Source organism: Massilia oculi, from assembly GCF_003143515.1.
Lineage (GTDB): Bacteria > Pseudomonadota > Gammaproteobacteria > Burkholderiales > Burkholderiaceae_D > Telluria > Telluria oculi.
This window is the reverse complement of sequence record NZ_CP029343.1, coordinates 1,217,026-1,241,612: the sequence shown is the minus strand read 5'-3', so window position 1 is coordinate 1,241,612 and position 24,587 is coordinate 1,217,026. Positions and strand designations below refer to the sequence as shown.

Sequence of the window (24,587 nt, the reverse complement as noted above, 5' to 3'; positions counted from 1 at the left end):
GATCACGGGAGGCAATGTGCACGACAAGCCACGCATCTATGTCGCCGGCCACCGCGGCCTCGTCGGTTCGGCCATCGTGCGCGCGCTGCGCGCCGCCGACAAGGCCGAGATCGTCACACGCAGCCACGACGAACTCGAACTGACCGATCAGGGGCGGGTACGCGAATTCTTCCGCAGCGAACGCATCGACCAGGTCTACCTGGCCGCGGCCAGGGTAGGGGGCATCCACGCCAACAACAGCTATCCGGCCGAGTTCATCTACGACAACCTGATGGTGCAGGCGAATGTCGTGCACGAGGCCTGGCGCGCCGGCGTGCGCAAGCTGCTGTTCCTGGGCTCGTCCTGCATCTATCCGCGCCTGGCGGCGCAGCCGATTCGCGAAGAATACCTGATGAACGGCGTGCTCGAGCCGACCAACGAACCCTATGCCATGGCCAAGATTGCCGGCATCAAGCTGTGCGAAAGCTATAACCGCCAGTACGGCACCGACTATCGCAGCGTGATGCCCACCAATCTGTACGGTCCCGGCGACAACTACCACCCCGAGAACAGCCACGTCATTCCCGCCCTGCTGAGCCGCTTCCATGAGGCAAAGACGAGCGCCGCCCCCGAGGTCGTGATCTGGGGCAGCGGCAAGCCGATGCGCGAATTCCTCTACGTCGACGACATGGCGGCCGCCAGCGTGCACGTGATGGAGCTGGCGCCCGAGGCGTATGCGGCTGCTACCGACCCCATGCATTCGCACATCAATGTCGGCACCGGCCAGGACGTGACCATCGCCGAGCTGGCGCGCCTGGTGGGCGAGACCGTGGGCTACCGCGGCAATATCGTCTTCGATGCCAGCAAGCCCGACGGCACGCCGCGCAAGCTGCTCGACGTCTCCAGGCTGGCGGCGCTGGGCTGGCGCGCCAGCACCCCGCTGGCCGACGGCCTGCAGCGCGCCTATCTCGCCTATCTTGCTTCTCTCTCCTGCGAAGCCGGTCTCGACGCGCGATGTGAAATACACAACAGAGCGGATGGCGCAAGCGGTCCAGAATGGCAGATTTCACCCCGGACCGCGCATGCCTGAGGGGCAGTGCCGTCCAACCACGCTGGAGAACACCATGCTTAATGCCTCAGACTCGCCGCTTTCATTCGCACCGGGGTTCAGCCCCGGGCGGGCCGTGTGCGCGGCCCTGTTCCTGGCCAGCGTCGCGCTGGCCGGCTGCAACCGGGACAAGCCGGTGCCCGAGACCAAGCCCGGCCAGGCCCTGGCCAGCGTGAATGGCGAAGAGATCACGGTATTGCAGCTCAATGAAGAAATGCAGCGTGCCGGCGTCCCGGCGGCCCAGCAGCAAAGCGCCAGCAAGCAGTTGCTGCAAGCCCTGATTGACCGCGAGCTGCTTGCAAGCGCAGCGGCCAAGGAAAAGATCGACCGCGACCCCAAGGTGATGCAGGCGATCGAGCGCGCGCGCTCCCTGATCATCGCCCAGGCCTATATGCAGAAGCGGGTCGGCGACGTCGGCCGACCGACCGAGGCCGAGATCGAGGACTACTTCAACAAGCATCCCCGGTTCTTCGCCAACCGCCGCCAGTTCGCGATGACCCAGCTCGTGTTTCCGGCGGCCAGCGTGACGCCCGAGCTGCGCGACGCCGCCGACAAGGCGCGCTCGCTTGAGGAAGTGGCGGCCTATCTCGACACCCGAAAGGTCGCCTATGGCCGCGCCCAGGTCACGCGCAGCACCGCCGACCTCAAGCCCGAGCTGGCCGCGAAGCTGCTGTCGATGCCGAAGGGCCAGTTGTTCCTGGTGCAGGAAGGGCAGCGCGCGCTGCTGACCTCGATCGACGAGGTGCGCGACGCGCCGGTGTCGCTGGCGATCGCCGCGCCGCAGATCGCGCAATACCTGGCCAACCGCAAGAACAAGGAACTGGCCCAGGCCGAGATCCAGCGCCTGCGCGCCACCGCCCGGATCGACTACCTGAACAAGGACCTGGCGCCCGACGCCGCCACGCCCGGCGCGCTCCCGGCCGCGGCGCCGGCCTCGCTGGCGGGCGCTGGACTGGAAACGGGCGCGACCGCGAACGACGGCAACGGTGACAACGACATCGGCCCGGTGGCCGATACCGTGGGCGAGGACGCGCGCGCCGACAAGGCGGCGCTCGATCGCGGCGTGGCCGGCCTCAAGTAACGCATTCCAGGGACTTCCCAACGACGTGCTAGCCGGAGACTGACGATGAAACGATGGATCAAGTGGATGACGGGGGCCGCCTTCATGCTGGGCATGGGTGTGGCCGGTGCGGCCGAGGTGCTGCTGGGCGCCGGGGACGTGGTCAGGCTGTCCGTGTATGGCAGCCCCGACCTGTCGATCGAGACGCGCGTCAGCGAGAGCGGCCACATCACGTTTCCACTGCTGGGCCAGGTGGCAGTGGGCGGCCTGTCGGTGGCCGCCGCCGAAAAGAAGATCGCCGGCCAGCTCGAGAAGGGGGGCTATATCAAGCGGGCCCAGGTGAACATGCTGGTGACCACGCTGGCCAGCCAGCAGGTGTCGGTGCTGGGCCAGGTGAACCGGCCGGGCCGCTATCCGGTCGAAGGCAGGCGCAAGGTGCTCGACATGCTGGCGCTGGCCGGCGGCATCCATGGCGACGGCGGCGACATGATCAGCCTGGTGCGCACGCGCGACGGCAAGACGACGCGCGAGACCATCGACGTGGTCGACATGGTGCACAAGGGCGAGCTCGACAAGGACTACGAGGTCGCCGGCGGCGACATCATCTTCGTGGAGCGGGCGCCGCGCGCCTACGTCACCGGCGAGGTCGGCCGTCCCGGGCCGTTCCGCCTGGAGCGCGGCATGACGGTCCAGCAGGCGATTTCAGCCGGCGGCGGCCTGAGCCCGCGCGGCAGCGACAACGGCATCAAGATCACGCGCCGCGACGCTAAGGGCAAGCCGGTCACGCTGGATGTCCAGGCCGGCGATCCGGTCCAGGTCGACGACGTGATCGTGGTGCGCGAAAGCTGGTTTTAACGAAGCGTGATTGAAGCGCCGGTGCGCTATCACAGCATGTCCGGCATTGGGTTCTTGCTGGGCTGTGGCGCCGGTCCCCGCATGCAAAGGTGAATCATGAGCGTGCATCAATTTCTGCTGATCTCGCTGGCCCGGAAGAAAATCGTCCTGGGAACGCTCCTGGTCACGGTGCTGCTCGCCCTTGGCTGGAGCCTGGTGCAGCAAAAGACGTATGAAGCGACGGCATCGGTGCTGCTCAACTACAAGGGCGTCGATCCGCTCACCGGCCTGACGATGCCAGGGCAATTGATGCCGGGGTATATGGCAACGCAGATGGACATCATCGGCAGCAAGAACGTGGCGCTGCGCGTCGTCGACACGCTGCGGCTGGCGTCCAGCCCGGCCGTCGTCCAGCAATTCCAGGAGGCCAATGAGGGCAGGGGGACGGTGCGCGACTGGCTGGCCCACCTGCTGCTCCAGAAGCTCGAAATCATGCCGTCGCGCGAGTCGAGCGTGGTCGAGATCAGCTTCAGCGGCGCCGACCCCGTGTTCGCGGCCGCGGTCGCGAACGCCTTCGCCGAAGAATATCGGCGGGCCGGCGTGCAGCTCAAGACCGAACCGGCCAAGAACGCCTCGCTGTACTTCAACGAGCAGACCAGGCAGTTGCGCGACAACCTCGAGGCGGCCCAGGCCCGCCTGTCGAAGTACCAGCAAGAAAAAGGCATCGTCAGCCTCGACAACAACCGGGTCGACGTCGAGCTGTCGCGCCTGAACGACCTGGCCGCCCAGCTGGTCATGGCCCAGGCCGCGGCCATGGAAGCGGGTTCGCGTGAAAGGGCGGCCGGGACCGCCGGCGCGGCCGTCGATTCGCCCGACGTCGCCAACAATACCCTGATCCAGAACCTGCGCATGAACCTGGCCAGCGCCGAGGCCAAGCTGGCCGAGGCCGGCGCGCGCTTCGGGCGCAATCACCCGCAATACCAGGCCGCGGATGCCGAAGCCGGCAAGCTGCGCGCCGCGCTCGGAAATGCGCTGGGCAGCGTCACCCGCAGCGTCGGCGCCAACGCCGACGTCTATCGCCAGCGCGAAGCCCAGCTGCGCAGCGAGCTGGGGGCGCAGAAGGAGCGCGTGCTGGAGCTGAACCGCACCCGCGACGAGCTCGGTCCCTTGCTGAAAGACCTCGAAGGCGCACAGCGCGCCTTCGATGCGGCCAGCCAGCGCTATTCGCAGACGCGGATCGAGGCCCAGTCCGAGCAGTCCGACGTCTCGGTGCTCAACCCGGCCGTGGCCCCCACGACGCCGAGTGGCCCGCGCATCCTGCTCAATACACTGGCGGCGATTTTTCTCGGCACCGTGCTCGGCGTCGGCCTGGCGCTGCTGCTGGAATTGCTGGCGCGGCCGGTGCGCTCCAGCAGCGACTTGCACGACATGCTGGGCATTCCGGTGCTGGGCACCATCGCCTGGCAGCAGCCGCCCGCGCGCGCGGGCCGTGTTCGCAGACTGATTTCGCAGGCTGATCGCGCCCGGCGGGCAGCCGCGCCTGAATTGAACTGAGCTGAGCCGAGGACGCGCCATGAACTCATCCGTGCTATCCGCCCTGCACAGCGGCCCCGGCCGCGACGCCAGCATGGGGACGCTGCTGGTCGATGCGGGCAAGCTCAGCGTCGATGACGCCGAGCGCGTGCTGCGCACCCACGAAGACCTGGGCATCCGCTTCGGTGAAGCGGCGCTGCGCCTCGGCCTGGTGAGCGAGGACGACATCCAGTAGGCGCTGGCGCGGCAGTTCGCCTATCCCTATGTGCGGAAAGGGCAGGCCAGGCTCTCGCCCAGGCTGGTCGCCGCCTACGAACCGTTCTCTCCCCAGGTCGAGGCCTTGCGCGCGATCCGCAGCCAGCTGATGCTGCGCTGGTTCGCGCGCGGGAGGCGCGCGCTGGCGATCGCCGGCGCCGACCCGGACGATGGCGCCAGCCTGTTCGCGGCCAACCTGGCGCTGGTGTTTTCCCAGCTCGGCGAGCAAACGCTGCTGGTGGACGCCAACCTGCGCGCGCCGCGCCAGCATGAACTGTTCGGGCTCAGGCCGCGCCAGGGCCTGTCCGACCTGCTGGCGGGGCGGGCCGACCTGGACGCCATATTGCGCGTGCCGTCCTTTGCCGACCTGTCAATATTACCGGCCGGGACCGTGCCGCCGAATCCGCAAGAACTGCTGGCGCGGCCCGGCTTCTGCTCGCTGTCGGCGCAGCTGGAGAGCCGCCACGACGTCGTGCTGGTCGACTTGCCGCCTTTTACCGCCGGCGCCGACGCCCTGGCGGTGGCGGGCCGTGCCGGCGGCGTGCTGCTGGTGGCCTGCAAGCACCGCACCCGCATCGCCGACGTGGCGCGCATGGCCGGGCAGATGGCCGATGCCGGCGCCGAAGTGGTCGGTTCGGTGGTGATGGAGTTCTGACATGGCCACCGGGCGCGAGATGGGGCCGCGGCACGTGCCGTATCCTGGTTCCGGTACTGGTCCTGGTTCAGGTCCTAGTTCCGGTACTGGTCCCGGCGCCGGCCTGCGCCAGGCCGTGCCCGAATGGTGGCCGGTCATGCTGGGCCTGGCCCTGCTGTTCGGACCGACCTTCCACGACCTGTTCACCGGCGCCTGGATCGGCGAAGAGCAGGGTCATGGACCGATCATCTTCTTTTTGTCCCTGTGGCTGGTCTGGCGCAAGTGGCCCGAGGTGAGGGCGGCCAGCGCGCCGCCCCGGCCGCACCCGACCGGCTGGGCGGTGCTGGCTTTCGGCCTCGGCATCCACCTGCTGGGCCGTTCGCAAAACATCCTGATGTTCGAGGTCGCCTCGATCCTGGCGGTGCTGGCGGCAATCGTCCTGCTCAAGCTGGGCGCGCGCGCCCTGCGCCTGCTGTGGTTTCCGTTGTTCTTCATGCTGTTCATGGTGCCGCTGCCGAGCGAGCTGGTGGCGGCGGTGACGATGCCGATGAAGATGGCCGTCTCCTGGGCCACCGAACACCTGTTGTACGCCGCCGCTTATCCGATCTCGCGCTCCGGGGTGGTGCTGCAGATCGGCCAGTACCAGCTGCTGGTGGCCGATGCCTGCGCCGGCCTGCAGACCCTCCTGACCCTCGAGGCGCTCGGCCTGTTCTACCTGAACCTCATGCGCCATCCTTCAGCCGTTCGCAATATTGGGCTGGCGATCCTGATCGTGCCGGTCTCGTTCATGGCGAACGTGATCCGCGTGATCGCGCTGACCCTGGTCACCTATTATTTTGGCGACGCGGCCGGACAGGGCTTCCTGCACGGCTTTGCCGGCATGGTGCTGTTCGTGACGGCGCTCCTGATGATCCTGGCGCTCGACTCGACCCTGCAATGGTTCATCAAACGCCGGGAGCAACTGCGCCATCCCGGCGGCCAGCCAAAGCCGCCAACATCGCCGAATTCGATACGCGGGGCGGTCCAATGAAACCGGCGCGCCGCCACCTGGCCATCAGCATCGCGCTTGGCCTGGCCATGGCCGCGACATCGGCCCTGACCGGGGCCTTGACGCCGGCGCCGCGCGCGCCGTTGCCGCACGAGCGCTTCAGCCTGGAGCAGATGATTCCGCAACGCTTCGGCGCGTGGACGGTCGACCCGAGCGTCGTGCCCCTGCAACCCGATCCGGAGCAGCAGGGCGTGCTTGCGAAGATCTACGACCAGACCCTGTCGCGCACCTATGTCGACGCCTACGGACAGCGGGTGATGCTGTCGATCGCCCATGGCGGCGACCAGAGCAGGGCATTGCAGCTGCACCTGCCCGAGGTCTGTTACGTGGCCCAGGGCTTCGAGCTGCTCGAAGACAGCGAAGACCTGCTGCCCACCCGCCACGGCCGTTTGCCGGTCAAGCGCCTGGTGGCGCGCCTGAGCGAGCGCAACGAGCCGATCACCTACTGGATCACCATCGGCGACAAGGCGACCAAGGCCGGCATACAGCAGAAACTGCGCCGCCTCGCCTACGGCCTGTCGGGCGAGATCCCGGACGGCATGCTGGTGCGGGTATCGACCATCGGCTCCGACCGGCATGCCGCCTGGCGCGTGCAAGACCGCTTCGTGGTCGACCTGCTCGCGGCGCTGGCGCCACGAGATCGCGCCCACCTGATCGGCGCCGACACCGCGCCCACGCCGACGGCCACGGCGGCCGCGCCTGACCCGGCGGCCACGGCCGCCGCGCCGCCGGCAGCACGCACCACTGACCCGGCGGCAGCGCGGCGATGAACGACATCCTGCCCTATATCTATTATTCGCTGCCGTGGCTGTTCGTCATCGGCCTGTCGGTCGCGGCCGTGCTGGGGATCGGCGTCGGGCTGGCATGGCCGCGCTTCCTGGTCTATCCCTATCTGCTGCTTTTTTCTGGGTGAATTCCACCAGCTACGGCAACCTGGCCGTGTTCGCGTCGCGCAGCATCTACAGTCGCGGCTCGGGCATGCTGTTCTTCGGCGTGGTCCTGTGGTACGTCCTCGGCGCCTGGCTGTGCGCCCGCATCGCCGCCAGTTTCAACGACAACGCCGCGACCGGCCCGCAGCGCCAGGCCGCGCCGGCCTGCAATCTGCGGCCATGGTTCCTGGCCTGGACCGTCCTGCTCGCCGCCCACGTCGGCGTCGGGCTGGCCACCGGGGTGCCGCTGGCGGCGTCGCTGGCGCCGTCGGGATTTTCGAACATCGTCTGGATGGCGCCGCTCATTTCGCTGATGCTGCTGGCCTTCCGCACCCGCGAGCAGGCGCTCGCGCTGGCGCGCTTCATCATGCTGGCGGGTCTGGCGCGCGCGCTGTTCGGCCTCGGCCGCTGGGCGGTATCGGAAGGCGACCCGAACAACGTCTATGCCAATATGAATGCGATCCAGATCCGCCTGACCTTCTTCGACATCAACGACAGCCTGCTGTGCACGCTGGCGTTCGCGATCGCCGCCGTCGCGCTGTTCCAGGCGCCATCCGGCGCGCCGCTGCCGGCGCAGGGCCGGCCGTGGCGCGCGCTGGCATGGGCCACCCTGCTTGCTACCACGCTGTGCGTGGTGCTGTCCTATCGCCGCACCGCCTGGATCGGCTTCCTGCTGGCTTTCGTGGTCGTGCTGTGGCGCTTTCCTCCGGCGCGCCGCCTGCAGCTGGGCCTGGCCGCGTTGCCGATGGCCGGCGCCGCGATGGCCTTCGTGGCGGCGCGGCGCCTGGCGCAGACGCGGGCCGAAGGGGGAAGCAGTGCGGGGGGCGGCCTGTTGCACGATATGCAGTCGCGCCGCTTCGGCCCCGAAAGCGAGCGGGTGCTCGAACTCAAGCTGGCCTTCGCCGACTTCCTGGCGCACCCGCTGGCCGGCATCGGCGCCTGGGGCCGCTACCATGGTTATCAAGCCATTTCGTGGCAAGGCAATCCGGACGGCGGCCTGTTCCTGCACAGCGGGGTGCTGCATATCGCACTCAAGAGCGGCCTGCTCGGCACGGTGCTGCTGGCGGGCACGGTCGTCGCCTTCGTCGTGGGCGCGCGGCGGGCGCTGCGCAGCCTGCCGCCCGATCTGCTGGGCCTGGGCGCGGCCGGGGCGGCGGGGCTGGCGTTCATGATTCCCGACCTGCTGATCGGCACGCCGTTCCCGCAGGTGCGCACCACCCAGATGCTGGCGCTATGCCTGAGCTTGCCTTACCTGGCGCTGGCGGCAGCGCAGGGGGCGACAGCGCCGCAACGGCCGGCCTGGCAGCGCGCGCCGCGGCGCCACCTGGTGCCGGCCTGATGAAGCTGCGCCTGGCCCGCAACGCCTGGTCCAACCTGCTCGGGGCGGCGGTCCCCGCGCTGGTAATGCTGGTCACGGTGCCGCTGGTGGTGCGTGGCCTGGGCCAGGCCGGCTACGGCGTGTACTCGCTGGTGACGGCCATCGTCGGCTATTTCGCGGTGATGGACATCAACCTCACGGCCGGCTCCGTCAAGTACATCGCCCAGCACCAGGCCAGAGGCGATGCGCGCCAGGTCGCCGAGACCTTGTCCTTCGGCCTGGCCACCTATGCCGCCATCGGCCTCCTTGGCGCGCTGGGCATCTATCTGAGCGCGGCCTGGCTGATCGAAGCCGTGTTCGCCGTGCCGGCTGCCTTGCGCCCCGAAGCGTGCGCGGCCCTGCAACTGGCCGCGCTCGCTTTCCTGTGCGGCCAGCTGCAGATCTACCTGAACAGCGTGCCGCAGTCGCTGATGCGCTACGATATTTCTGGCCGGCTCGAGATGGCGTTCGGCGCGCTGCTGCCGCTGGCCACGGTGGGCGTGCTGGCCCTGGGCTTCGGCCTGTTCGAGGTGATCCTGCTGCGGGTGGTGGCCAGTGGCATCCACGCCCTGCTGTTGTGGCGCGCCATCCGCCGCCTGCTGCCTGGCTGGCGCTGGCGCTGGCCGGCCGCCGGCATGCGCGCGGTCCTGCTGCGCTTCTCGGGCTGGACTTTCCTGTCGCGCTTTGCGGCGCTGTCGTACGCCCACGCCGACAAGCTGGTGATCGGGGCCCTGGTCGGCGTCGCCGGCCTGGCGTATTTCACGGTCGCCGCCACCCTGGCCAATCGCGTGTTGGGGCTGAGCTTTCGCCTGTCGGCCGTGTTCTTCCCGGCCGCCAGCGCGCTCGCGGCCAGGGGCGAGCTGGCGCGCCTGGATGCGGTCTACCTGAAGGCGACGCGCTACGTGGTCTACCTGAACGCGGCGATCCTGGTGCTGCTGGCGGTGTTCGCCCATCGCATCCTGGGTTACTGGATGGACGCCGACTTCGCCCGCCACGGCGCCGCCATCCTGGCGCTGATGGCCTTGTCGCAATGCGTCGATTCCCTGACCAGCCTGCCGTCGCTGGTCAACGACGGCATGGGCCACCCGCGCGTCTCGGGCCTGTTCGCCATGGGGCGCGCGCTGGCCGGACTGGGCTTCGTCTACGGCGGCGTGGCGGGGTGGGGCATCCTTGGGGCTGCCTGGGGCCACCTGGCCACCTCGCTGCTGTTCGCCACGGCTTTCCTGGTCTACGTCCATGGCCGCACGGTCCCGACCCCGCTGCGGCGCCTGCTGGTCCATGGCTATGCGCCGGGGCTGGCCGGGATCGCACCGGTCGCCATCGCCGCCGGCGCGGCCGAGGCCTTGCTCGACGACAGCCTGGGCGCCTTCGTCGCGATCCTGGCCGCGACCGCGCTGCTGCTGGCTCTGCATGGGGCCCTGTTCGTGATCGAGCGCGACGACCGCGACCTGGCCTGGACCCGCCTCAAGACGCGCTGCCATCCGGCGCGCGCCCGGACCGGCTGAGGACGGCTCAGGACGACGGAGGTCAAACAAGACATGCGCATCCTGATGGTGTCCGAGGATTTGCCGGGCGAACAAGTGGGCGGCCTGGGCAAGCACGTGGTGACCCTGGCCAACCGCCTGCTGCAAGAGGGCCATGCCGTCGAGATCCTGGGCCGCAGCGACCGGCCCTCGGCCGACCCCGCGCGCCAGATCGGATTCGCCGGACGCTTCCGGCCCGGCTTCGCCATCGCGCGCCCCGGCTGGAAAGAGGCGCAGCTGGGCGCGTTCAATCCGCTCAAGCGGCCCTGGCTCGCGCGCCGCATCGCGCGCGCCATCGATGCCCACGCCGCCGGCTTCGACGTGGTCCACTACCATGGCCACCTGCCGATGACGGGTCTGTACGTCCGGGACGGCATCAACTTCGTGCAGACCCGCCACGACCAGGGCAGCGAATGCCTGACCCACCTGCGCTTCGTCGACGGCGCCGTGTGCGAGCGGCTGGCGCCGGGCGCGTGCACGGCGTGCAGCGCGCGTGGCGCCGACCTGCATCCGGGGCCGGTGCGCACGGCGTTGACGGCGCTCGCCGTCAGCGGCTACCGCAGCCAGGCCGCGCGCGCCTTCGCCCGCCACAAGACGGTGTTCGTGTCCGACTTCCTGCGCCGCCATTTCCTGCGCGCGGTCCCCGATGCCGACCTGTCGCGCAGCCGCGTGATCCACAACCTGGTCGACTATCCCTCCCTGCGGGCGCTGGCCCTGGCCGCGCCCAAGCCGCAAGCGGGGGAGGTCGTGCTGGCCGGGAGGATCGACACCGGCAAGGGTTTCGCGGAGTTCCTGGACGCCGCTGCCGGCCGCCTGCCGGGCCATGCCCGCCTGACCGTCGTCGGCGACGGTCCGCAGCGTGCGGCGCTGGAGCGGCGCCACGCCGGCCCGCAGGTGCGTTTCCTCGGCTGGCAAGACCATGCGACCGCCCTGGCCCTGGCCGCGCGCGCCCACCTGTGCGTGGCGCCGTCGGTGTGCGAGGAAGCCTGCAGCACGACGGTGCTCGAAGCGCTGGCGCTGGGCCGCGGCTGCCTGGCGCTGGCGCGCGGCGGCACGCCCGAGCTGGCGTACTACGTCCAGTATCCGGGCCAGCTGGCGCTGGCCTCCGCCATGCCGGAACTGGTGGCGCGGCTCGCGCGCCTGCTCGCGGCGCCGCCACCGCCACGCAGTGCGCCGCCGGCCGACTTCGGTGCCGACGCCGCCCGCCTGCTGCCCACCTTACTGGAGCTGTATGCCGAACCAGCCGACCTTTTCGATCGTCACCTGCACCTGGAACAGCGCCGCCACGCTGGCTGACACGCTGGCCTCAGTCCAGGCCCAGAGCTGCCGCGACCTCGAGCATATCTTCGTCGATGGCGGCTCGCATGACGCCACCCTGGACATGCTCGCCGTCTACCCCGGCAACAAGCGCGTGCTGCGCGACGTGCGGGGCGGCATCGGCCACGCCATGAACCGGGGCATCGCCGCGGCGGGCGGGCGCTACGTCGCCCATTTGCACTCGGACGACTACTATGCCGGGCCGGCGGTGCTGGCGACGGTCGGGCGGCGCATCGGGCAGCTTGTCGGCATGCACGGCGACGGCGACGACGGCGGCGGCGGCGGCGGCCCTCCGCCGGCCTGGCTGGTGGGCAATATCCAGGTACTCAAGGAGGGGCGCCTGCTGCCACCGAACCCGATGCCGCCGTTCTCCTACCGCTCGTTCGCGGCCGGCCGCGCCTGGGTGCCGCACCCGGCCGTGTTCGTGCGGCGCGACGTGTTCGCCCTGGTCGGCGGCTTCGACGAGCGCCTGCGCTACGCGATGGACATCGACTTGTGGCTGCGATTGGGGATGTTGAGCCCACCGGCGCTGGTGGACGCGGTGCTGGCCGTGTTTCGCGACCATGCCGGCAGTGTCTCGTCGCGCAACCGGATCGCGGCGCGGCGCGAAGAATTCGCCGTGCGTCGGCGCCATGCGGGCAAGGCGCCGCTGGCGTTCGGCATCTATTGCCTGCGCTACCTGAAACGCATGCATGCATTACGCGCGCAAGATGCCCAGGCGCCAAGCTAGTTATCGCACAGTCTTTCCATATCGAGCACGACAGTTACAGGACAGAACATCCTGTTCGCCAAATGTTAAATCGTTCGTGTTGGATTCCTGAGAACGGCGGGCGAAAATTCAAAAAATCCTCTGTTTCCTTGGGGAAGTTGATTTTGTTCAAAAAAACCTGCGGTAACATTCTTCCCGTTAAGCAAGCATCGTCCGATGCCTGCGGCAGGTATCGGTCCAGCGCCCGATCGCGGCGCGGTCCCTGAACAATTCTCGTTCTCTCGGAGCTCCAGCATGAATTTTCACCGGAAAGGTAGGGTCCGCGCGCTAGCGCTGTCGTCGCTCTTGGTCTGCATGAGCGCGCGCGCGGACTGGGCTCAGTCCCCCGATCCTCTGGTCGTCCAACCCAGCCCGGACTTGAATCAGGTCCAGGCGCAGAACCCGCCCGGATTCACCTGGGCTCGCCACGCCAGCGGTCCCGCCGCCTACGAGCTCGAGATTACGCCAGGCGGCGGTGCGCCGAGCAAGGTCGTCACCGAGCGCAACTGGTACCTTCCGCCGAAAGCCCTGGCCTTGGGCAAGTACACCTGGCGCGTACGTCCGGTCGGCAGCGACGACTGGTCGACGCCGCGCGCCTTCTCCATCACCAGCAAGTCGAATCTGTTCGAGGTGCCGGAGAATGCCGCGCTGCGCGCGCACATCACGGCCAAGGCACGGCCGCGTTCGTTGCCGCCCTCGTTCACGCCTTACGCCAGCTGGAGCAGCGCGAAGCGCGCCGAACTGGACCCCTACGTCAGCCGCATGAGCAACGAGATCAAGCTGCAGATCAACGCGGTGCCAGCGCTGAGCGATGCGCGCTGGCCGATCGTCATCAGCTCGCCGCTGACGGCCGCCATGGCCAGCCAGCAGACCGACATCCGCCAGCGCATCAACGAAGCCAGCCGCCAGCTCGAGGCCGCCGCCGTGATGTGGCGCATGAAGGGCGAGCGCCTGTTCCTCGACGAGGCATTGCGCCGCGGCGACCAGATGGCGGCCCTCGATCCGCGCGGGCCCACCAGCTACGCCAACCAGGACCAGGCCACGCGCCAGATCTCGGTCTCGCTGATCAAGGCGGTCGACATCCTGGCCGGCGACCTCGACGCGGCGCGCCGCGCGCGCTGGCTGAACACGGTCAAGATCCGCACCGAGGAAATCCATGGCAACCTGGCCGGCGACAATGGCCGCCTCGACCAGTATCCCTTCGATTCGCACGGCAACACGAGCCTGATCTTTCTTGCGCTGATCTCGACCCTGGCCCTGGGCGACATTCCGGAAGCGCAGACGTGGTTCGACTTCTCGTTCCGCGCCTATGCCAATTCGCCGTCGCCCTGGAGCGGCGAGGAGGGCGGCTATGCCAACGGCACCGCGTATGCCGAATACGCGGCCGGCTACCTGGTCGCGCTGTGGGATCCGATGTCGCAGGCGTCCGGCGTGAACTTCTATGCCAAGCCCTGGGCCCAGGGCCTGCTCGACTTCGCCAGCCAGTTCACGCCGCCGGGCTCGCGCGTGCATGCCTTCGGCGACGGCTCCGAGACCAGGCCCGACACCCGGGTCTGGCACGCCTTCGGCTCGCGCATGGTGTCGCCGCGCGCGGCCTGGTACGTCGCCAGCCTGGGCGGCACCGAAGACACGCTGAGCCTGCTGCAAGCGCCTTATCCGCTGCCGATCAAGGACACCAAAACGGAGGCGCCGCCGAGCAACTCGGCCTATTATCCGAGCATCGGCTGGGTCTCGATGCATACCGACATCGGCTCGGCCGGGCGCACCTCGCTGTACTTCAAGTCCAGCCCCTACGGTTCGTTCAACCACAGCCATGGCGACCAGAACGGCATCCTGCTGTCGAGCGCGGGCCAGCCGCTGCTGGTCAAGGCCGGCTGGTATGACTGGTACGGCTCGCCGTACTGGACCGACTGGTATCACCAGACCCGTTCGCAGAATGCGGTCACCTTCGACGGCGGCAAGGGCCAGCTGGTGACGGGCTACCGCGAGCAGCTGCAGCGCAACGGCAAGATCACCGGTTTCGCCGCCCAGCCGGCCTACGATTTCGCCGAGGGCGACGCCACCGCCGCCTATGGCGGCCAGCTGACCATGGCCAGGCGCCAGGTCTGGCACCTGCGCAATGCCGGCAACGCGATCCTGGTGCGCGACCGCCTGGCCAGCACGATCGCCCGCACCTACGAGTGGAATATCCATACCCCGGTCATCATGACGGTGGAGAACGCGCAGAACGTCAAGGTGTCGGCCGGCGGCCAGTCGCTGTGCCTGCGCTCGCTGAACGCGGATGCCAGTTTCGCCAGGTGGATCGGGCCGGGCGCCAAGGTGAACGTGATCGAGGACCATGGCGCCTTCTACCTCAAGAACGACGGCAAGTCGACCGCCGAGTTCCTGGTGCTGCTCGACGTCGGCTGCAGGAGGCCGCAGGTAGGCATCACGACCGCGGGCACGGTGCGCACCGTGACGGTCGCCGGCCAGAGCGTGACCTTGAACTAGGCAATTGCCCGGCGCCTGGGTGGCGCGCTCCGTCCAGGCGCGATGCTAGTCTGGCGCGCATGAGCGGAGTTGCGGCCAGCGATGAAACAGGCGTTCCTGATCTGTGCGCACAAGGACATGGACCAGCTCAATGGGCTGGTCCGGCAACTGTGCGATCCCGACTTCCGCGTCTACGTCCACCTCGACCGCAAGAGCGCGCTCGACCCGGCGCAACTGCATCCGACTGCCCGCCTGGTGCGCGAACGGGTCGCCGTGCGCTGGGGTGACGTGTCCCAGGTCGAGTCCGTGCTGGCATCGGTGCGCCAGATCCTGCTGGAAGTTCCGGATTTCGACAAGCTCATCTTCATATCGGCCCAGGATTTCCCGCTGTTGCCGAATCATTTGTTAAAGGCAGAGCTGGCGAGGATGCGCGGATACGAGCTGATCGAGACCGCGCCGATTGCGGCCAGTGGCTGGCGCGTGATGCATCGCTACGCCTATTTCCATCGCGACAGTGGCAGGCTGGCCGAACGACTGGCCTGCGTCGTCGCCAATCGCGCCTTGCGCCTGCTGGGGCGCACACGGCACCTGCCGGACGGCTTCGTGCCCTATGGCGGCTCATGCTGGTGGACCTTGTCACGCAACTGCGTGCGCGAGCTGCTGCGCCTCGCCGACGCGCATCCCCGCCTGCTGCGTTTTTGCCGCAGCGTACAGTCGCCCGACGAGTTGTTCTTCCAGACGCTGGTGATGCATTCGCGCTTCGCCGGTCGTGTGCTGCCGCAAAATTTCCGCTACATCCAGTGGCCGCAAGGCGGCGCCTGCCATCCGAAGGTGCTCGACGAAGGCGATTTCGAGCGCATCCGGGCTTCCGGCGCCCACTTCTGTCGCAAGCTCGACAGCCACCCCAGCGCCGCCTTGCTGTCGCGCCTGCTGGCATGGAAGGAAGGCCGGGCCGCGTAAAAAGTTTCAGAACGTGATCTTGATCTCGCGCGCGCTGAAGGTCGCTTCACCGTGGTACACGGCTTCGATATTATTACCGTCGGGATCGATCACGAAAGCGCCGTCTTAGCCCGGGTGATCAGGACGTTCGCCCGGCGCGCCATTGTCCTTGCCGCCGGCCGCCAGCGCCGCATGATAAAAGGCGTCGACCATGGCGCGGTCGCGCGCCTGGAACGCCAGGTGATGGCGGCCGGTCAGCTGGCCCTGGGCCGCTTCGCTGTCCGCCGTCGAGACGAACAGCTCATCGGCCCAGAAATAATCGTCTCCCGAGCCGGCCAGCGGAATGCCCGGCACCTCGAACACCGCCGTAGACAACCTGCGTGAAGCGGGCAGGTCGCGCACCACCAGCTGGATGTGGTCGATCAGGCGTCCGCGGTGGATTTCCTCAAGGGTTGGCTGGGCAGCCGATGATACGACAGCCGGCCCGGCACGTGCGCGTCAATACGCTTCGGAATGGCTGAGCGTGGCGACACGCATCTTGCATGGATGGCATGATTTCCCGGAACTCGAATCGGACAAAGCATGGAGGAATGCAAGTGTGGTGGACAGAAAGCTGGCTGACGATACAGCGTGAATTTTCCGACCTGGGCAATGCCGAGGACGTGACCGTCATCGTGGTGCGCCTGCTGGTAGCCGCGCTGGTGGGGGGCATGCTGGGCTACGAACGTGAATCGGTGGGGGCCTCGGCCGGCCTGCGCACCCATATGCTGGTGTCGGTCGGCTCGGCGCTGTTCGTGCTGATTCCGTTGCAGGGCGGCATGAAGATCGAGGACCTGTCGCGCGTGCTGCAAGGCGTCACCGCCGGCATCGGGTTCCTGGGCGCCGGCGCGATTCTCAAGCAAAAGGAAAACAACGACATCAAAGGCCTGACCACCGCCGCCAGCGTCTGGATGACGGCCGCCATCGGCGTCGCCGCCGGCATGGGCCGCGAAGCCACGGCCATCCTCAGCGCGCTGTTCGGCCTGGTGATCCTGTCCATCCTGCGCGCGCCGGCCAAGAAGGAGGGCGAGTACAACAGGGCCAATCGCGACAGCGACCGCTGAGTACTCTCCCGTCAATCAATGTGTTGTTGGCTGACAGAACCGGCGTGTTATTTCCGGTTGAGTACTCAGCGCGCAATTCTGCGATAGCTGAAACGTTTGCGTCGCGGGCCGGTCTAGTATCGTAGGTCCCACCCATCGATACGAGGCGCCATGCCCGAGCCGTTTTCCATCGCGTTCATCGTGCGCGACCCCTTGCCGCCGACCCGCGCCGACCTGCTGACCCTGTTCGGCGCCGAAATGCCGCGCCATGGCGTCGGCAGCGAGCTGGTCGGCCAGTCCGGCGGCGGCGGTCCGGCGGAATGGGGCGGCGGCGGGATGCACGCCGTCGGCAGCCTCAATAGCCGCTACGCCAGCGTGCTGTCGCCCGCCTGGGACCTGCTGGGCCTGGCCCGCGCCTGGCGCCGCCGCAAGCCGGACGGCATCCAGGTGCGCGACAAGATCGCGTCGGGGCTGCTGGGCCGCCTCGCCGCCGCCGCGCTCGGCGTACCCTTCCTGTACTGGATGTCGTTCCCGATCGTCGAAGGCTTCGAGGTGCGGCGCGACGAGATCGCGCGCCGCGGCCGGGGCCCGCGCTGGCTCGCGCATGCGGCGCGCGCGGCCGCCTCGCGCTGGCTGCTCTACCGCCTGGTGCTGCCGGGCGCGCGCCATGTGTTCGTACAGAGCGAGGCGATGGCCGACTGGCTGGCAGGCAAGGGACTCGCACGCGAGCGCATGACGGCGGTGCCGATGGGTGTCGACGCCGCGCTGTGCGAACGCGGGCGCATCGTGCCCAGCCTCGATTCGCGCCTCGACGGGCGGAGGGTGGTGCTGTACCTGGGCCGGGTCGCGCAGGCGCGCGGCTCCGGCTTCCTGCTCGACGTCGTCGAGCGGCTCGCCCTCGATGTGCCCGATATCCTGCTGGTGATCGCCGGCGACGCCCCCTCGGGCGACGACATGGCCTGGATGCGCGCCGAGATCGCCCGCCGCCGACTGGACGGGCGCGTGTTGCTCACCGGCTGGCTGGCGCGGCAGCAGGCGCTCGGCTATGCGGTGCGGGCCGAGGTCGGCCTGTCGCCGATCCCGCGCGGCGTCCTGTACGACGTCTCCTCGCCGACCAAGCTGGTCGAGTACCTGGCGCTGGGCATACCCGGCGTGGCCAACGACATCCCGGACCAGGCCCGGGTGCTGGCCGAGAGCGGGGCCGGGCTGTGCGTGCCGATGGAAGCGCCGGCCTTCGCCGCCGCCGTGCGCCGGCTGCTGCACGAGCCCGGCCTGGCCGCTTCCTGCGCGGCGCGCGGGCCGGCCTGGGTCAGGGCCCATCGCAGCTATGCGATCCTGGGGCGGACAGTGGCGCAGGCCTATGCCGGCATCCTGGCCGGGCGGGGGGACTGATGGATGCGCGCACGCTCGCCCTGGCGCTCAGGTCGCTCGGCCGCCTCCTGGCGCGCGGCCTGCCGGCGCGGCTGCTGGTGCTGCCGCGCCTGATGCGCAATGAACGCTCGGCCGCCGCCCTGAATGCCTATGTGGCGCGGCGCGCGCGCCGCCTCGGCGTGGCCGTGCCGCCGGATGCGACCCGGCTGCACGCGGTGCCGCCCGGCGCCTTCCTGCTCGCCAAGTCGGCGCTGCGCCAGGACCCCGCGCGCCACCTGCGGCCGCGCCGCTTCGGCTCGCTGCTGCGCAACACGATCCGCACCAGCGGCACCTCGGGTTCGCCGCTCACCCTGGTGCAGTCGCTCGGCGCCGTGATCCGCGAGGAGGCCTTCATCCAGCGCCAGCTGCGCTGGATTGGCTGGCGGCCGGGACAGCGTCGCGCCTGGATCCGCGGCGACCTCGTGTGCGACGAGCGTCCGCACGACGGGCGCTACTGGCGCCGCGACCCGGTCGGCAAGCTGCTCGTGATGTCGTCCTATCACTTGTCCAACGCGACCATCGGCGCCTATGTGGCGGCGCTGGAAGCCTTCGATCCGACCGTGATCCACGCCTATCCATCCTCGATCGGGACCATCGCCCACTGGCTGGAGGCGGCCGGGCGCCGCTATGGGGGCCAGGCCTTGCGCGGCGTGATGACCTCGTCCGAGACCCTGGAGCCGGGCGTGCGCGCGGCCGTCATGCGCGCCTTCGGCGTCATCGTGTTCGATTGGTATGGGCAGGCCGAGCGGGTGGCCGCCATCGGCACCTGCGAGCACGCCCGCTACCACCTGCTGACCGACTATGGCGGCGTGGAGTTGCTGGCGCTGCCCGACGGCAGCAGCGAACTCGTCGGGACCAGCCTGAACAATCCCGCGATGCCGCTCGCGCGCTATCGCACGGGCGACACGGTGCTGGTGGGCGAAGGCGTGGACGAACCCGCGCCTTGCCCCTGCGGCCGCGTGTTCCCGACGCTCGAGGCCGTGATCGGACGCCAGGAGCGCATCCTCACCTTGCCCGATGGCCGCATGGTGGCGCGTCTCGACCGTGTGTTCCAGGGCAGCGGCCTGCGCCTGCTCGAGGGCCAGGTGCGCTACCACGGCCAGGCCCGCTTCACCCTGCGGGTGGTCCCCGCCGACGGTTTCGGCAGCCGCGACGAGGCCGCCCTGCGCGAACGATTCCTGCAGCGCGTGCCCGGCGTGCAGGTCGCCGTGGAGCGGGTCGAGGCGATCCCGCGCGGCGCCAACGGCAAGTTCGAGTTCATCGCCGTCGACGGCTGAATCGTGCGCGAGATTCGACAATCCGCCATGTATGATCGTAAATATTGCTCCTTTGGTAAGCACGCGCAAGCTCAGCCCGGGGGCGCCTGCATGCATACGGCGCCCCCACGCGTGCTGATGGTTGGAACGGCGCTGGGGGCAGGGGAGGCATCGCAAGCGTGGTCGACGTGCTGCGCGCCGAGGGCCTGTTCGAGCGCGAGGGCATCGTCTACGTCGCGACCCATGCCGAAGGGCGCAAGCTCGGCAGCGCGCTGCGCGGCCTGTGGCGCGTCGGGCTGGTCTGCATCCAGGCCCGGGAGAGGCCGGCCATCGTCCACGTGCACGCCGGATCGCATGCCAGCTTCCTGCGCAAGTCGCTGGTGTTGCTGATGGCGCGCCTGGGCGGCGCGCGCACGGTGTTCCACCTGCATGGCGGCGGCTTCCGGCGTTACGCGCAGGTAGATGCCGGGCCGTTGCTGCGGCGCTGGATCCGGCACACCCTGGAGGCGAGCTCGCGCGTGATCGCGTTGTCGCCCGGCTGGGCCGCCTGGGTGCGCGAATGCGCGCCGCGCGCGCGGGTCGTGGTTGTGCCCAATCCGGTGCCCAATCCGGCGCCAAACCCGGTGCATCCGGCGTCGCCCGCGGCAAGTGAACCAGCCGAAGCGGGCCGCATCCTGTTCCTGGGGCGCCTCGATCCGGCCAAGGGCGTGGACGAACTGCTGCAAGCCTGCGCCGTACTGGCAGCGCGCCATCCGCGGCTGCGCCTGGTGCTGGGCGGCAGCGGCGACCTGGACTGGGTGCGCCGCCGGGCGGGCGAGCTCGGCGTCGCCAACCGGGTCGAGACGCCGGGCTGGCTGGACGCGGCCGCGCGCGACGCCCAGCTGGCCCGCGCCTGGCTGTTCTGCCTGCCGTCCCATGCCGAAGGCCTGCCGATGTCGGTGCTCGAGGCGATGGCGGCCGGGGTGCCCGTGGTGGCCACCCGGGTCGGCGGCATTCCCGAAGCGCTGGCCGACGGCGCGCTGGGCCTGCTGGTCGCGCCGCGCGACGCGCCAGCGCTGGCCTGCGCCATCGGGCGCCTGCTGGACGACGGCCCGCTGCATGCGCGGCTGGCGTGCGCGGCGCGCGCCGCCGTCGAGCGACACTATTCGGCCGGGGTGGTGTGCGCCGCATTGGCCGCGCTGTACGCGCAATTGCTGGACGAGAGGGCGCAATGAAGAAAACGGTGAGGGAAATTTGATGAACGCAACAGTACGCATGGCATGGCTGGTCAACCGGCTGCGCTGCATGTCGGTGCCGGAAATGGCTTACCGGGTGCACCAGGCGGCGACGATCCGCCTGGCGCGCCGCGCCGTCGGCCGCGCCGCGCCGCCGCCGCTGCCGCGCACCCTGAGCCTGGGCGTGCGCGGCGCGCCGGCTTTGGCGCGGGCCGAGGTCGAGGCGCTGCTGCTCGAGGCCGAGCGCATCGAGGCCGGCCACGTGGTGCTGTTCGCCGAGCGCCGCTTCGATGTCGGCGTGCCGACCGCCTGGAACCGCGATCCGGAAACCGGCGTCGTCGCACCATCGCTGTACCGCGGCGACATCGCCATCGGCGACCGCGAACTGGTGGGCGACATCAAGCACGTGTGGGAGCTGAACCGCCACCTGCACCTGGTGACCCTGGCCCAGGCCTGGGCGCTGACGGGCGAGCCGCGCTGGCTGCACGCGCTGGAGCACAACCTGCGCAGCTGGTTCGCAGCCTGCCCGCCGCTGACGGGACCCAACTGGACCAGCTCGATGGAGCTGGGCATCCGCCTGGTCAACTGGAGCCTGATCTGGCAGCTGGTGGGTGGCGAGCGCAGCGCGCTGTTCGAGGGCGATGGCGGGCAACGCCTGCGCGCCGACTGGCTGGACAGCATCCATGCCCACTGCCGCACCATCGCGCGCCACCTGTCGCGTCATTCGTCGGCCAACAACCACCTGATCGGCGAACTGGCCGGCCTGTATGTGGGCGCCGTCACCTGGCCGTGCTGGAAGGAATCGAAGGACTGGGAAGCCCAGGCGCGGCGCGAGCTGGAGCACGAGGCCCAGGCCCAGTTCTCGCGCGACGGCGTCAACCGCGAGCAGGCGTTCGCTTACCATATGCTGTCCAGCGAATTCCTGTTCGTGGCCGGGCTGCTGGGCCAGGCCAGCGGCAAGCCTTTCCCGCGCAGCTACTGGACCGTGCTGCAGCGCGCGCTGCGCTTCCTGCGCTCGGTGCGCGACGTCGACGGCGGCCTGCCGATGGTCGGCGATGCCGACGAGGGCTGCGTGTTCCGCCTGCACGCCGGCAGCGGGCGGCCGGGCCCGGACCGCGCCGCGCAATTGCTGGCGCTGGGCGACAGCGTGTTCGGCGGCCAGCCCGACCACCACCCCGGCGTGCGCTGGCTGCTGCACGCGCTGCCGGGCGGGCGGCCCGACTGCGATCCGCATGAGATCGAGTCCGGATGGTCCTTCCCCGACGGCGGTTACCTGCTGTTCGGCAACCACTTCGGCGAGGCGAACGAGATCAAGGGCGTGCTCGACTGCGGCCCGCTGGGCTATCTCGGCATCGCCGCCCATGGCCACGCCGACGCGCTGGCCCTGACCCTGTCGGTGGCGGGCGAGGCCTGCCTGGTCGATCCCGGCACCTATTCGTACTGGCAAGACCAGAAATGGCGCGATTACTTCCGCGGCACCTCGAGCCACAATACCGTGCGCGTCGACGGCCTCGACCAGTCGGTGCCGGGCGGGCGCTTCATGTGGCTGCGCAAGGCGCGCTCGAGCATCGAGCGCATGCCTGCCTCGTCTCAGGAATTCGACTTCCGCGGCTCGCATGATGGCTATGCGCGCCTGCCGGACCCGGTGCTGCACCTGCGCAGCGTGCGCTTCGACGGCGCCAGCGATACCCTGACCGTGCGCGACGAGGTGGCGGCCAGGAAGCAGCACAAGGTCGAGGCGTTCTGGCACTTCGCGCCCGGCCTCGACGTGCGCCTGACCAGCCACGGCCTGTCGGTGCGCGGCAAGCGCTTCGTGCTGCAGATGCAGGCCAGTGGCGACGACCTGCACCTGGAGCTGGTGCGCGGCGCCGAGAATCCGCCGCTGGGCTGGTATTCGGCCGCCTATGAATCGAAGACGCCGTGCGACGTGCTGCGCATTACGACCATATCGTCCGCCGTTCCCATCGAATGCAGGTTTACAATCACCTTTATCGATGATAAATAATTAATGAGAAGAAACGTCAGACGCCGGACCGGAGGCACGCATGAACGAGCGCGTCACGCTGTTTGGTTGTAATGTAGATAACGTTTCGATGGAAGAGACCCTGGAACGGGTCGAGGATTTCGTGCGCGCCGGGCGGCCGCACCAGCATGTGGTGGTCAATGTCGACAAGCTGGTCAAGGCCAGCCGCGACGAGGACCTGCGCCGCATCATCAATGCCTGCGACCTCGTCAATGTGGACGGCATGCCGGTGGTGTGGGCCTCGCGCCTGCTGGGCAAGCCGCTCAAGGAAAGAGTCGCCGGCATCGACCTGTTCGAAGCCCTGATGCGGCGCGCGGCGGACAAGGGCTGGCGGGTATTCCTGCTCGGTGCGCGCCCCGACGTGGTGCGCGAGGTGGCTGCGACCTATGCCCGCCGCTATCCGGCCCTGGTGCTGGCAGGCGTGCGTGACGGCTACTGGCAGGGCAAGGATGCGGAAGCAGGGGTGGTGCGCCAGGTGCGCGACAGCCGCGCCGACCTGCTGTTCGTGGCGATTTCCTCGCCCAGGAAAGAACAGTTTCTCGGTCTGTACCAGGCCGAGATGCGGATACCGTTCGCGATGGGGGTGGGCGGGAGCTTCGACGTGGCGATGGGCCGGGTCAAGCGGGCGCCGGCCTGGATGCAGAAGGCCGGGCTCGAGTGGTTCTTCCGCTTCCTGCAAGAGCCGCGCCGGATGTTCCGGCGTTACTTTATCGACGATATGGCATTTATCTGGCTCGTGGTCAAGGAAGCGGCCAGGACGAATGAATGAGGCATGAAAGAAGCGCGCTAACGCGAACAAAGGGCCGCAAGCGGTCCATGGATCACCAACATACTATCAACAGAGAGCGAAAGACATGAAGATTCTGGTTACTGGCGGTGTGGGCTATATCGGGTCGCATACCGTCGTCGAGCTGCAGAACGCCGGGCACGACGTGGTCGTGCTCGACAATCTGTCGAACGCCCGGCAGTCGGTCTGCGAGCGCGTCGAGCGCATCACCGGCAAGCCGTTCGCTTTTGTCCGGGCCGACATCCGCGATCGCGCCGCCCTGGAAGCCGCGTTCGCCGAGCACAAGCCCGAGGCGGTGATCCACTTCGCCGGCCTGAAGGCGGTGGGCGAATCGGTGGCGCAGCCGCTGCGCTACTACGACAACAACGTCAACGGCAGCGTGATGCTGTTCGAGACCATGGCCAAGTTCGGCTGCAAATCGCTGGTGTTCTCGTCCTCGGCCACCGTGTACGGCGATCCCGCCTCGGTGCCGATCCGCGAGGACTTCCCACTGTCGGCCACCAATCCCTATGGCCGCAGCAAGCTGATGATCGAAGACATCCTGCGCGACCTCGCCAAGGCCGAGCCCGACTGGCGCATCGCGCTGCTGCGCTACTTCAATCCGGTCGGCGCCCATCAAAGCGGCCTGATCGGCGAAGAGCCGAGCGGCATCCCGAACAACCTCGTTCCCTACATCGCCCAGGTCGCCAACGGCCAGCGCGACAAGCTGTCGGTGTTCGGCGGCGACTACGACACCCCGGACGGCACCGGGCTGCGCGACTACATCCACGTGGTCGATCTCGCGATAGGCCACGTCAGGACGCTCGATCGCCTGAACAAGGGCCCGGGCATCGTCACCTACAACCTCGGCACTGGCCGGGGCAACAGTGTATTGGAAATGGTACGCGCCTTCGAAGCGGCCAGCGGGCGTCCGGTCGCCTACCAGATCGTCGACCGCCGTCCCGGCGACGTGGCCAAGTGCTACGCCGATCCGTCCCTGGCCCGCGAGGAACTGGGCTGGACTGCCGAACGTGATGTCGCTCAAATGTGCGCGGACGTATGGCGCTACCAAACCACAGCCAAATAATGCAAAGGATAGTCTA

Annotated in this window: 20 protein-coding genes and 2 pseudogenes; 21 read left to right on the top strand and 1 reads right to left on the bottom strand. The window is 68.8% G+C overall.

Translation table 11 applies throughout. The annotated features are described in order from the left end of the window. Nucleotides 1-16: 16 nt before the first annotated feature. The 14 genes and pseudogenes from fcl (at nucleotide 17) to DIR46_RS05685 (ending at nucleotide 15,754) form a co-directional block, all read left to right on the top strand. Entirely contained in the window at nucleotides 17-1,069 is a 1,053-nt protein-coding gene (gene fcl, locus DIR46_RS05745; protein WP_109344377.1) for a GDP-L-fucose synthase, read from the top strand. 34 nt (nucleotides 1,070-1,103) lie between these two features. Beyond that, nucleotides 1,104-2,168, top strand: a complete 1,065-nt coding sequence (locus DIR46_RS05740; protein ID WP_205289079.1) for an EpsD family peptidyl-prolyl cis-trans isomerase — start codon at nucleotides 1,104-1,106, stop codon at nucleotides 2,166-2,168. A gap of 45 nt (nucleotides 2,169-2,213) precedes the next feature. After that, the gene (gene epsE, locus DIR46_RS05735; RefSeq protein WP_109344376.1) at nucleotides 2,214-3,002 is read left to right on the top strand and encodes a polysaccharide export protein EpsE; all 789 of its coding nucleotides are present in this window, start codon (nucleotides 2,214-2,216) and stop codon (nucleotides 3,000-3,002) included. Between the two features lie 96 nt (nucleotides 3,003-3,098). Then, the gene (epsF, locus tag DIR46_RS05730) at nucleotides 3,099-4,535 is read left to right on the top strand and encodes a chain length determinant protein EpsF (RefSeq protein WP_109344375.1); all 1,437 of its coding nucleotides are present in this window, start codon (nucleotides 3,099-3,101) and stop codon (nucleotides 4,533-4,535) included. A 19-nt stretch (nucleotides 4,536-4,554) separates the two neighbouring features. Continuing rightward, nucleotides 4,555-5,424, top strand: a pseudogene (gene epsG / locus DIR46_RS05725) (chain length determinant protein tyrosine kinase EpsG). Nucleotides 5,425-5,443: 19 nt separating this feature from the next. Next, entirely contained in the window at nucleotides 5,444-6,433 is a 990-nt protein-coding gene (gene xrtB, locus DIR46_RS05720; protein WP_109347919.1) for an exosortase B, read from the top strand. Continuing rightward, on the top strand, nucleotides 6,430-7,221 hold the full coding sequence (gene epsI / locus DIR46_RS05715; RefSeq protein ID WP_229446512.1) for an exosortase-associated protein EpsI, B-type: 792 nt from the start codon (nucleotides 6,430-6,432) through the stop codon (nucleotides 7,219-7,221). The genes xrtB and epsI overlap by 4 nt, the downstream gene beginning before the upstream one ends. Beyond that, nucleotides 7,218-7,364, top strand: coding sequence for a hypothetical protein (locus DIR46_RS27175; RefSeq protein WP_229446511.1), 147 nt, complete (start codon nucleotides 7,218-7,220; stop codon nucleotides 7,362-7,364). The genes epsI and DIR46_RS27175 overlap by 4 nt, the downstream gene beginning before the upstream one ends. After that, nucleotides 7,361-8,719, top strand: coding sequence for an O-antigen ligase family protein (locus tag DIR46_RS05710; protein ID WP_229446510.1), 1,359 nt, complete (start codon nucleotides 7,361-7,363; stop codon nucleotides 8,717-8,719). Before DIR46_RS27175 ends, DIR46_RS05710 begins: the two co-directional genes overlap by 4 nt. Continuing rightward, the gene (locus DIR46_RS05705) at nucleotides 8,614-10,242 is read left to right on the top strand and encodes a lipopolysaccharide biosynthesis protein (RefSeq protein ID WP_229446509.1); all 1,629 of its coding nucleotides are present in this window, start codon (nucleotides 8,614-8,616) and stop codon (nucleotides 10,240-10,242) included. The genes DIR46_RS05710 and DIR46_RS05705 overlap by 106 nt, the downstream gene beginning before the upstream one ends. A 33-nt stretch (nucleotides 10,243-10,275) precedes the next feature. Beyond that, nucleotides 10,276-11,556, top strand: a complete 1,281-nt coding sequence (locus DIR46_RS05700; RefSeq protein ID WP_109344373.1) for a glycosyltransferase family 4 protein — start codon at nucleotides 10,276-10,278, stop codon at nucleotides 11,554-11,556. Beyond that, on the top strand, nucleotides 11,492-12,307 hold the full coding sequence (locus DIR46_RS05695) for a glycosyltransferase family 2 protein (protein ID WP_109344372.1): 816 nt from the start codon (nucleotides 11,492-11,494) through the stop codon (nucleotides 12,305-12,307). The genes DIR46_RS05700 and DIR46_RS05695 overlap by 65 nt, the downstream gene beginning before the upstream one ends. A 396-nt stretch (nucleotides 12,308-12,703) precedes the next feature. After that, nucleotides 12,704-14,815: a heparinase II/III domain-containing protein gene (locus tag DIR46_RS05690; RefSeq protein ID WP_229446508.1), complete on the top strand. Its 2,112-nt coding sequence runs from the start codon at nucleotides 12,704-12,706 to the stop codon at nucleotides 14,813-14,815. 81 nt (nucleotides 14,816-14,896) lie between these two features. Beyond that, a complete protein-coding gene (locus DIR46_RS05685) occupies nucleotides 14,897-15,754 on the top strand; it encodes a beta-1,6-N-acetylglucosaminyltransferase (protein WP_109344370.1) in 858 nt (285 codons plus the stop codon). 6 nt (nucleotides 15,755-15,760) lie between these two features. Here DIR46_RS05685 and DIR46_RS05680 read toward each other — a convergent pair. Next, nucleotides 15,761-16,174, bottom strand: a pseudogene (locus tag DIR46_RS05680) (VOC family protein). A gap of 149 nt (nucleotides 16,175-16,323) precedes the next feature. Between DIR46_RS05680 and DIR46_RS05675 the strand changes: the two are divergent. The 7 genes from DIR46_RS05675 (at nucleotide 16,324) to galE (ending at nucleotide 24,571) form a co-directional block, all read left to right on the top strand. After that, nucleotides 16,324-16,836: an MgtC/SapB family protein gene (locus DIR46_RS05675; protein ID WP_109344369.1), complete on the top strand. Its 513-nt coding sequence runs from the start codon at nucleotides 16,324-16,326 to the stop codon at nucleotides 16,834-16,836. 150 nt (nucleotides 16,837-16,986) lie between these two features. Next, nucleotides 16,987-18,207 (top strand): glycosyltransferase, encoded by a 1,221-nt coding sequence (locus DIR46_RS05670; RefSeq protein ID WP_109344368.1) that lies wholly within the window; start codon nucleotides 16,987-16,989, stop codon nucleotides 18,205-18,207. Then, nucleotides 18,207-19,502, top strand: coding sequence for a phenylacetate--CoA ligase family protein (locus DIR46_RS05665; protein WP_109344367.1), 1,296 nt, complete (start codon nucleotides 18,207-18,209; stop codon nucleotides 19,500-19,502). Before DIR46_RS05670 ends, DIR46_RS05665 begins: the two co-directional genes overlap by 1 nt. Nucleotides 19,503-19,660: 158 nt before the next feature. Continuing rightward, nucleotides 19,661-20,695 carry a glycosyltransferase family 4 protein gene (locus tag DIR46_RS05660; protein ID WP_229446507.1) on the top strand — a complete coding sequence of 345 codons (1,035 nt, stop codon included), beginning with the start codon at nucleotides 19,661-19,663 and terminating at the stop codon, nucleotides 20,693-20,695. A 22-nt stretch (nucleotides 20,696-20,717) separates the two neighbouring features. Further along, complete coding sequence (locus DIR46_RS05655; protein WP_109344365.1) at nucleotides 20,718-22,700, top strand: heparinase II/III family protein; 1,983 nt, start codon at nucleotides 20,718-20,720, stop codon at nucleotides 22,698-22,700. Nucleotides 22,701-22,740: 40 nt separating this feature from the next. Next, entirely contained in the window at nucleotides 22,741-23,487 is a 747-nt protein-coding gene (locus DIR46_RS05650) for a WecB/TagA/CpsF family glycosyltransferase (protein ID WP_109344364.1), read from the top strand. Nucleotides 23,488-23,572: 85 nt separating this feature from the next. After that, nucleotides 23,573-24,571, top strand: a complete 999-nt coding sequence (gene galE / locus DIR46_RS05645) for a UDP-glucose 4-epimerase GalE (protein WP_109344363.1) — start codon at nucleotides 23,573-23,575, stop codon at nucleotides 24,569-24,571. The last annotated feature ends 16 nt before the right edge of the window (nucleotides 24,572-24,587 follow it).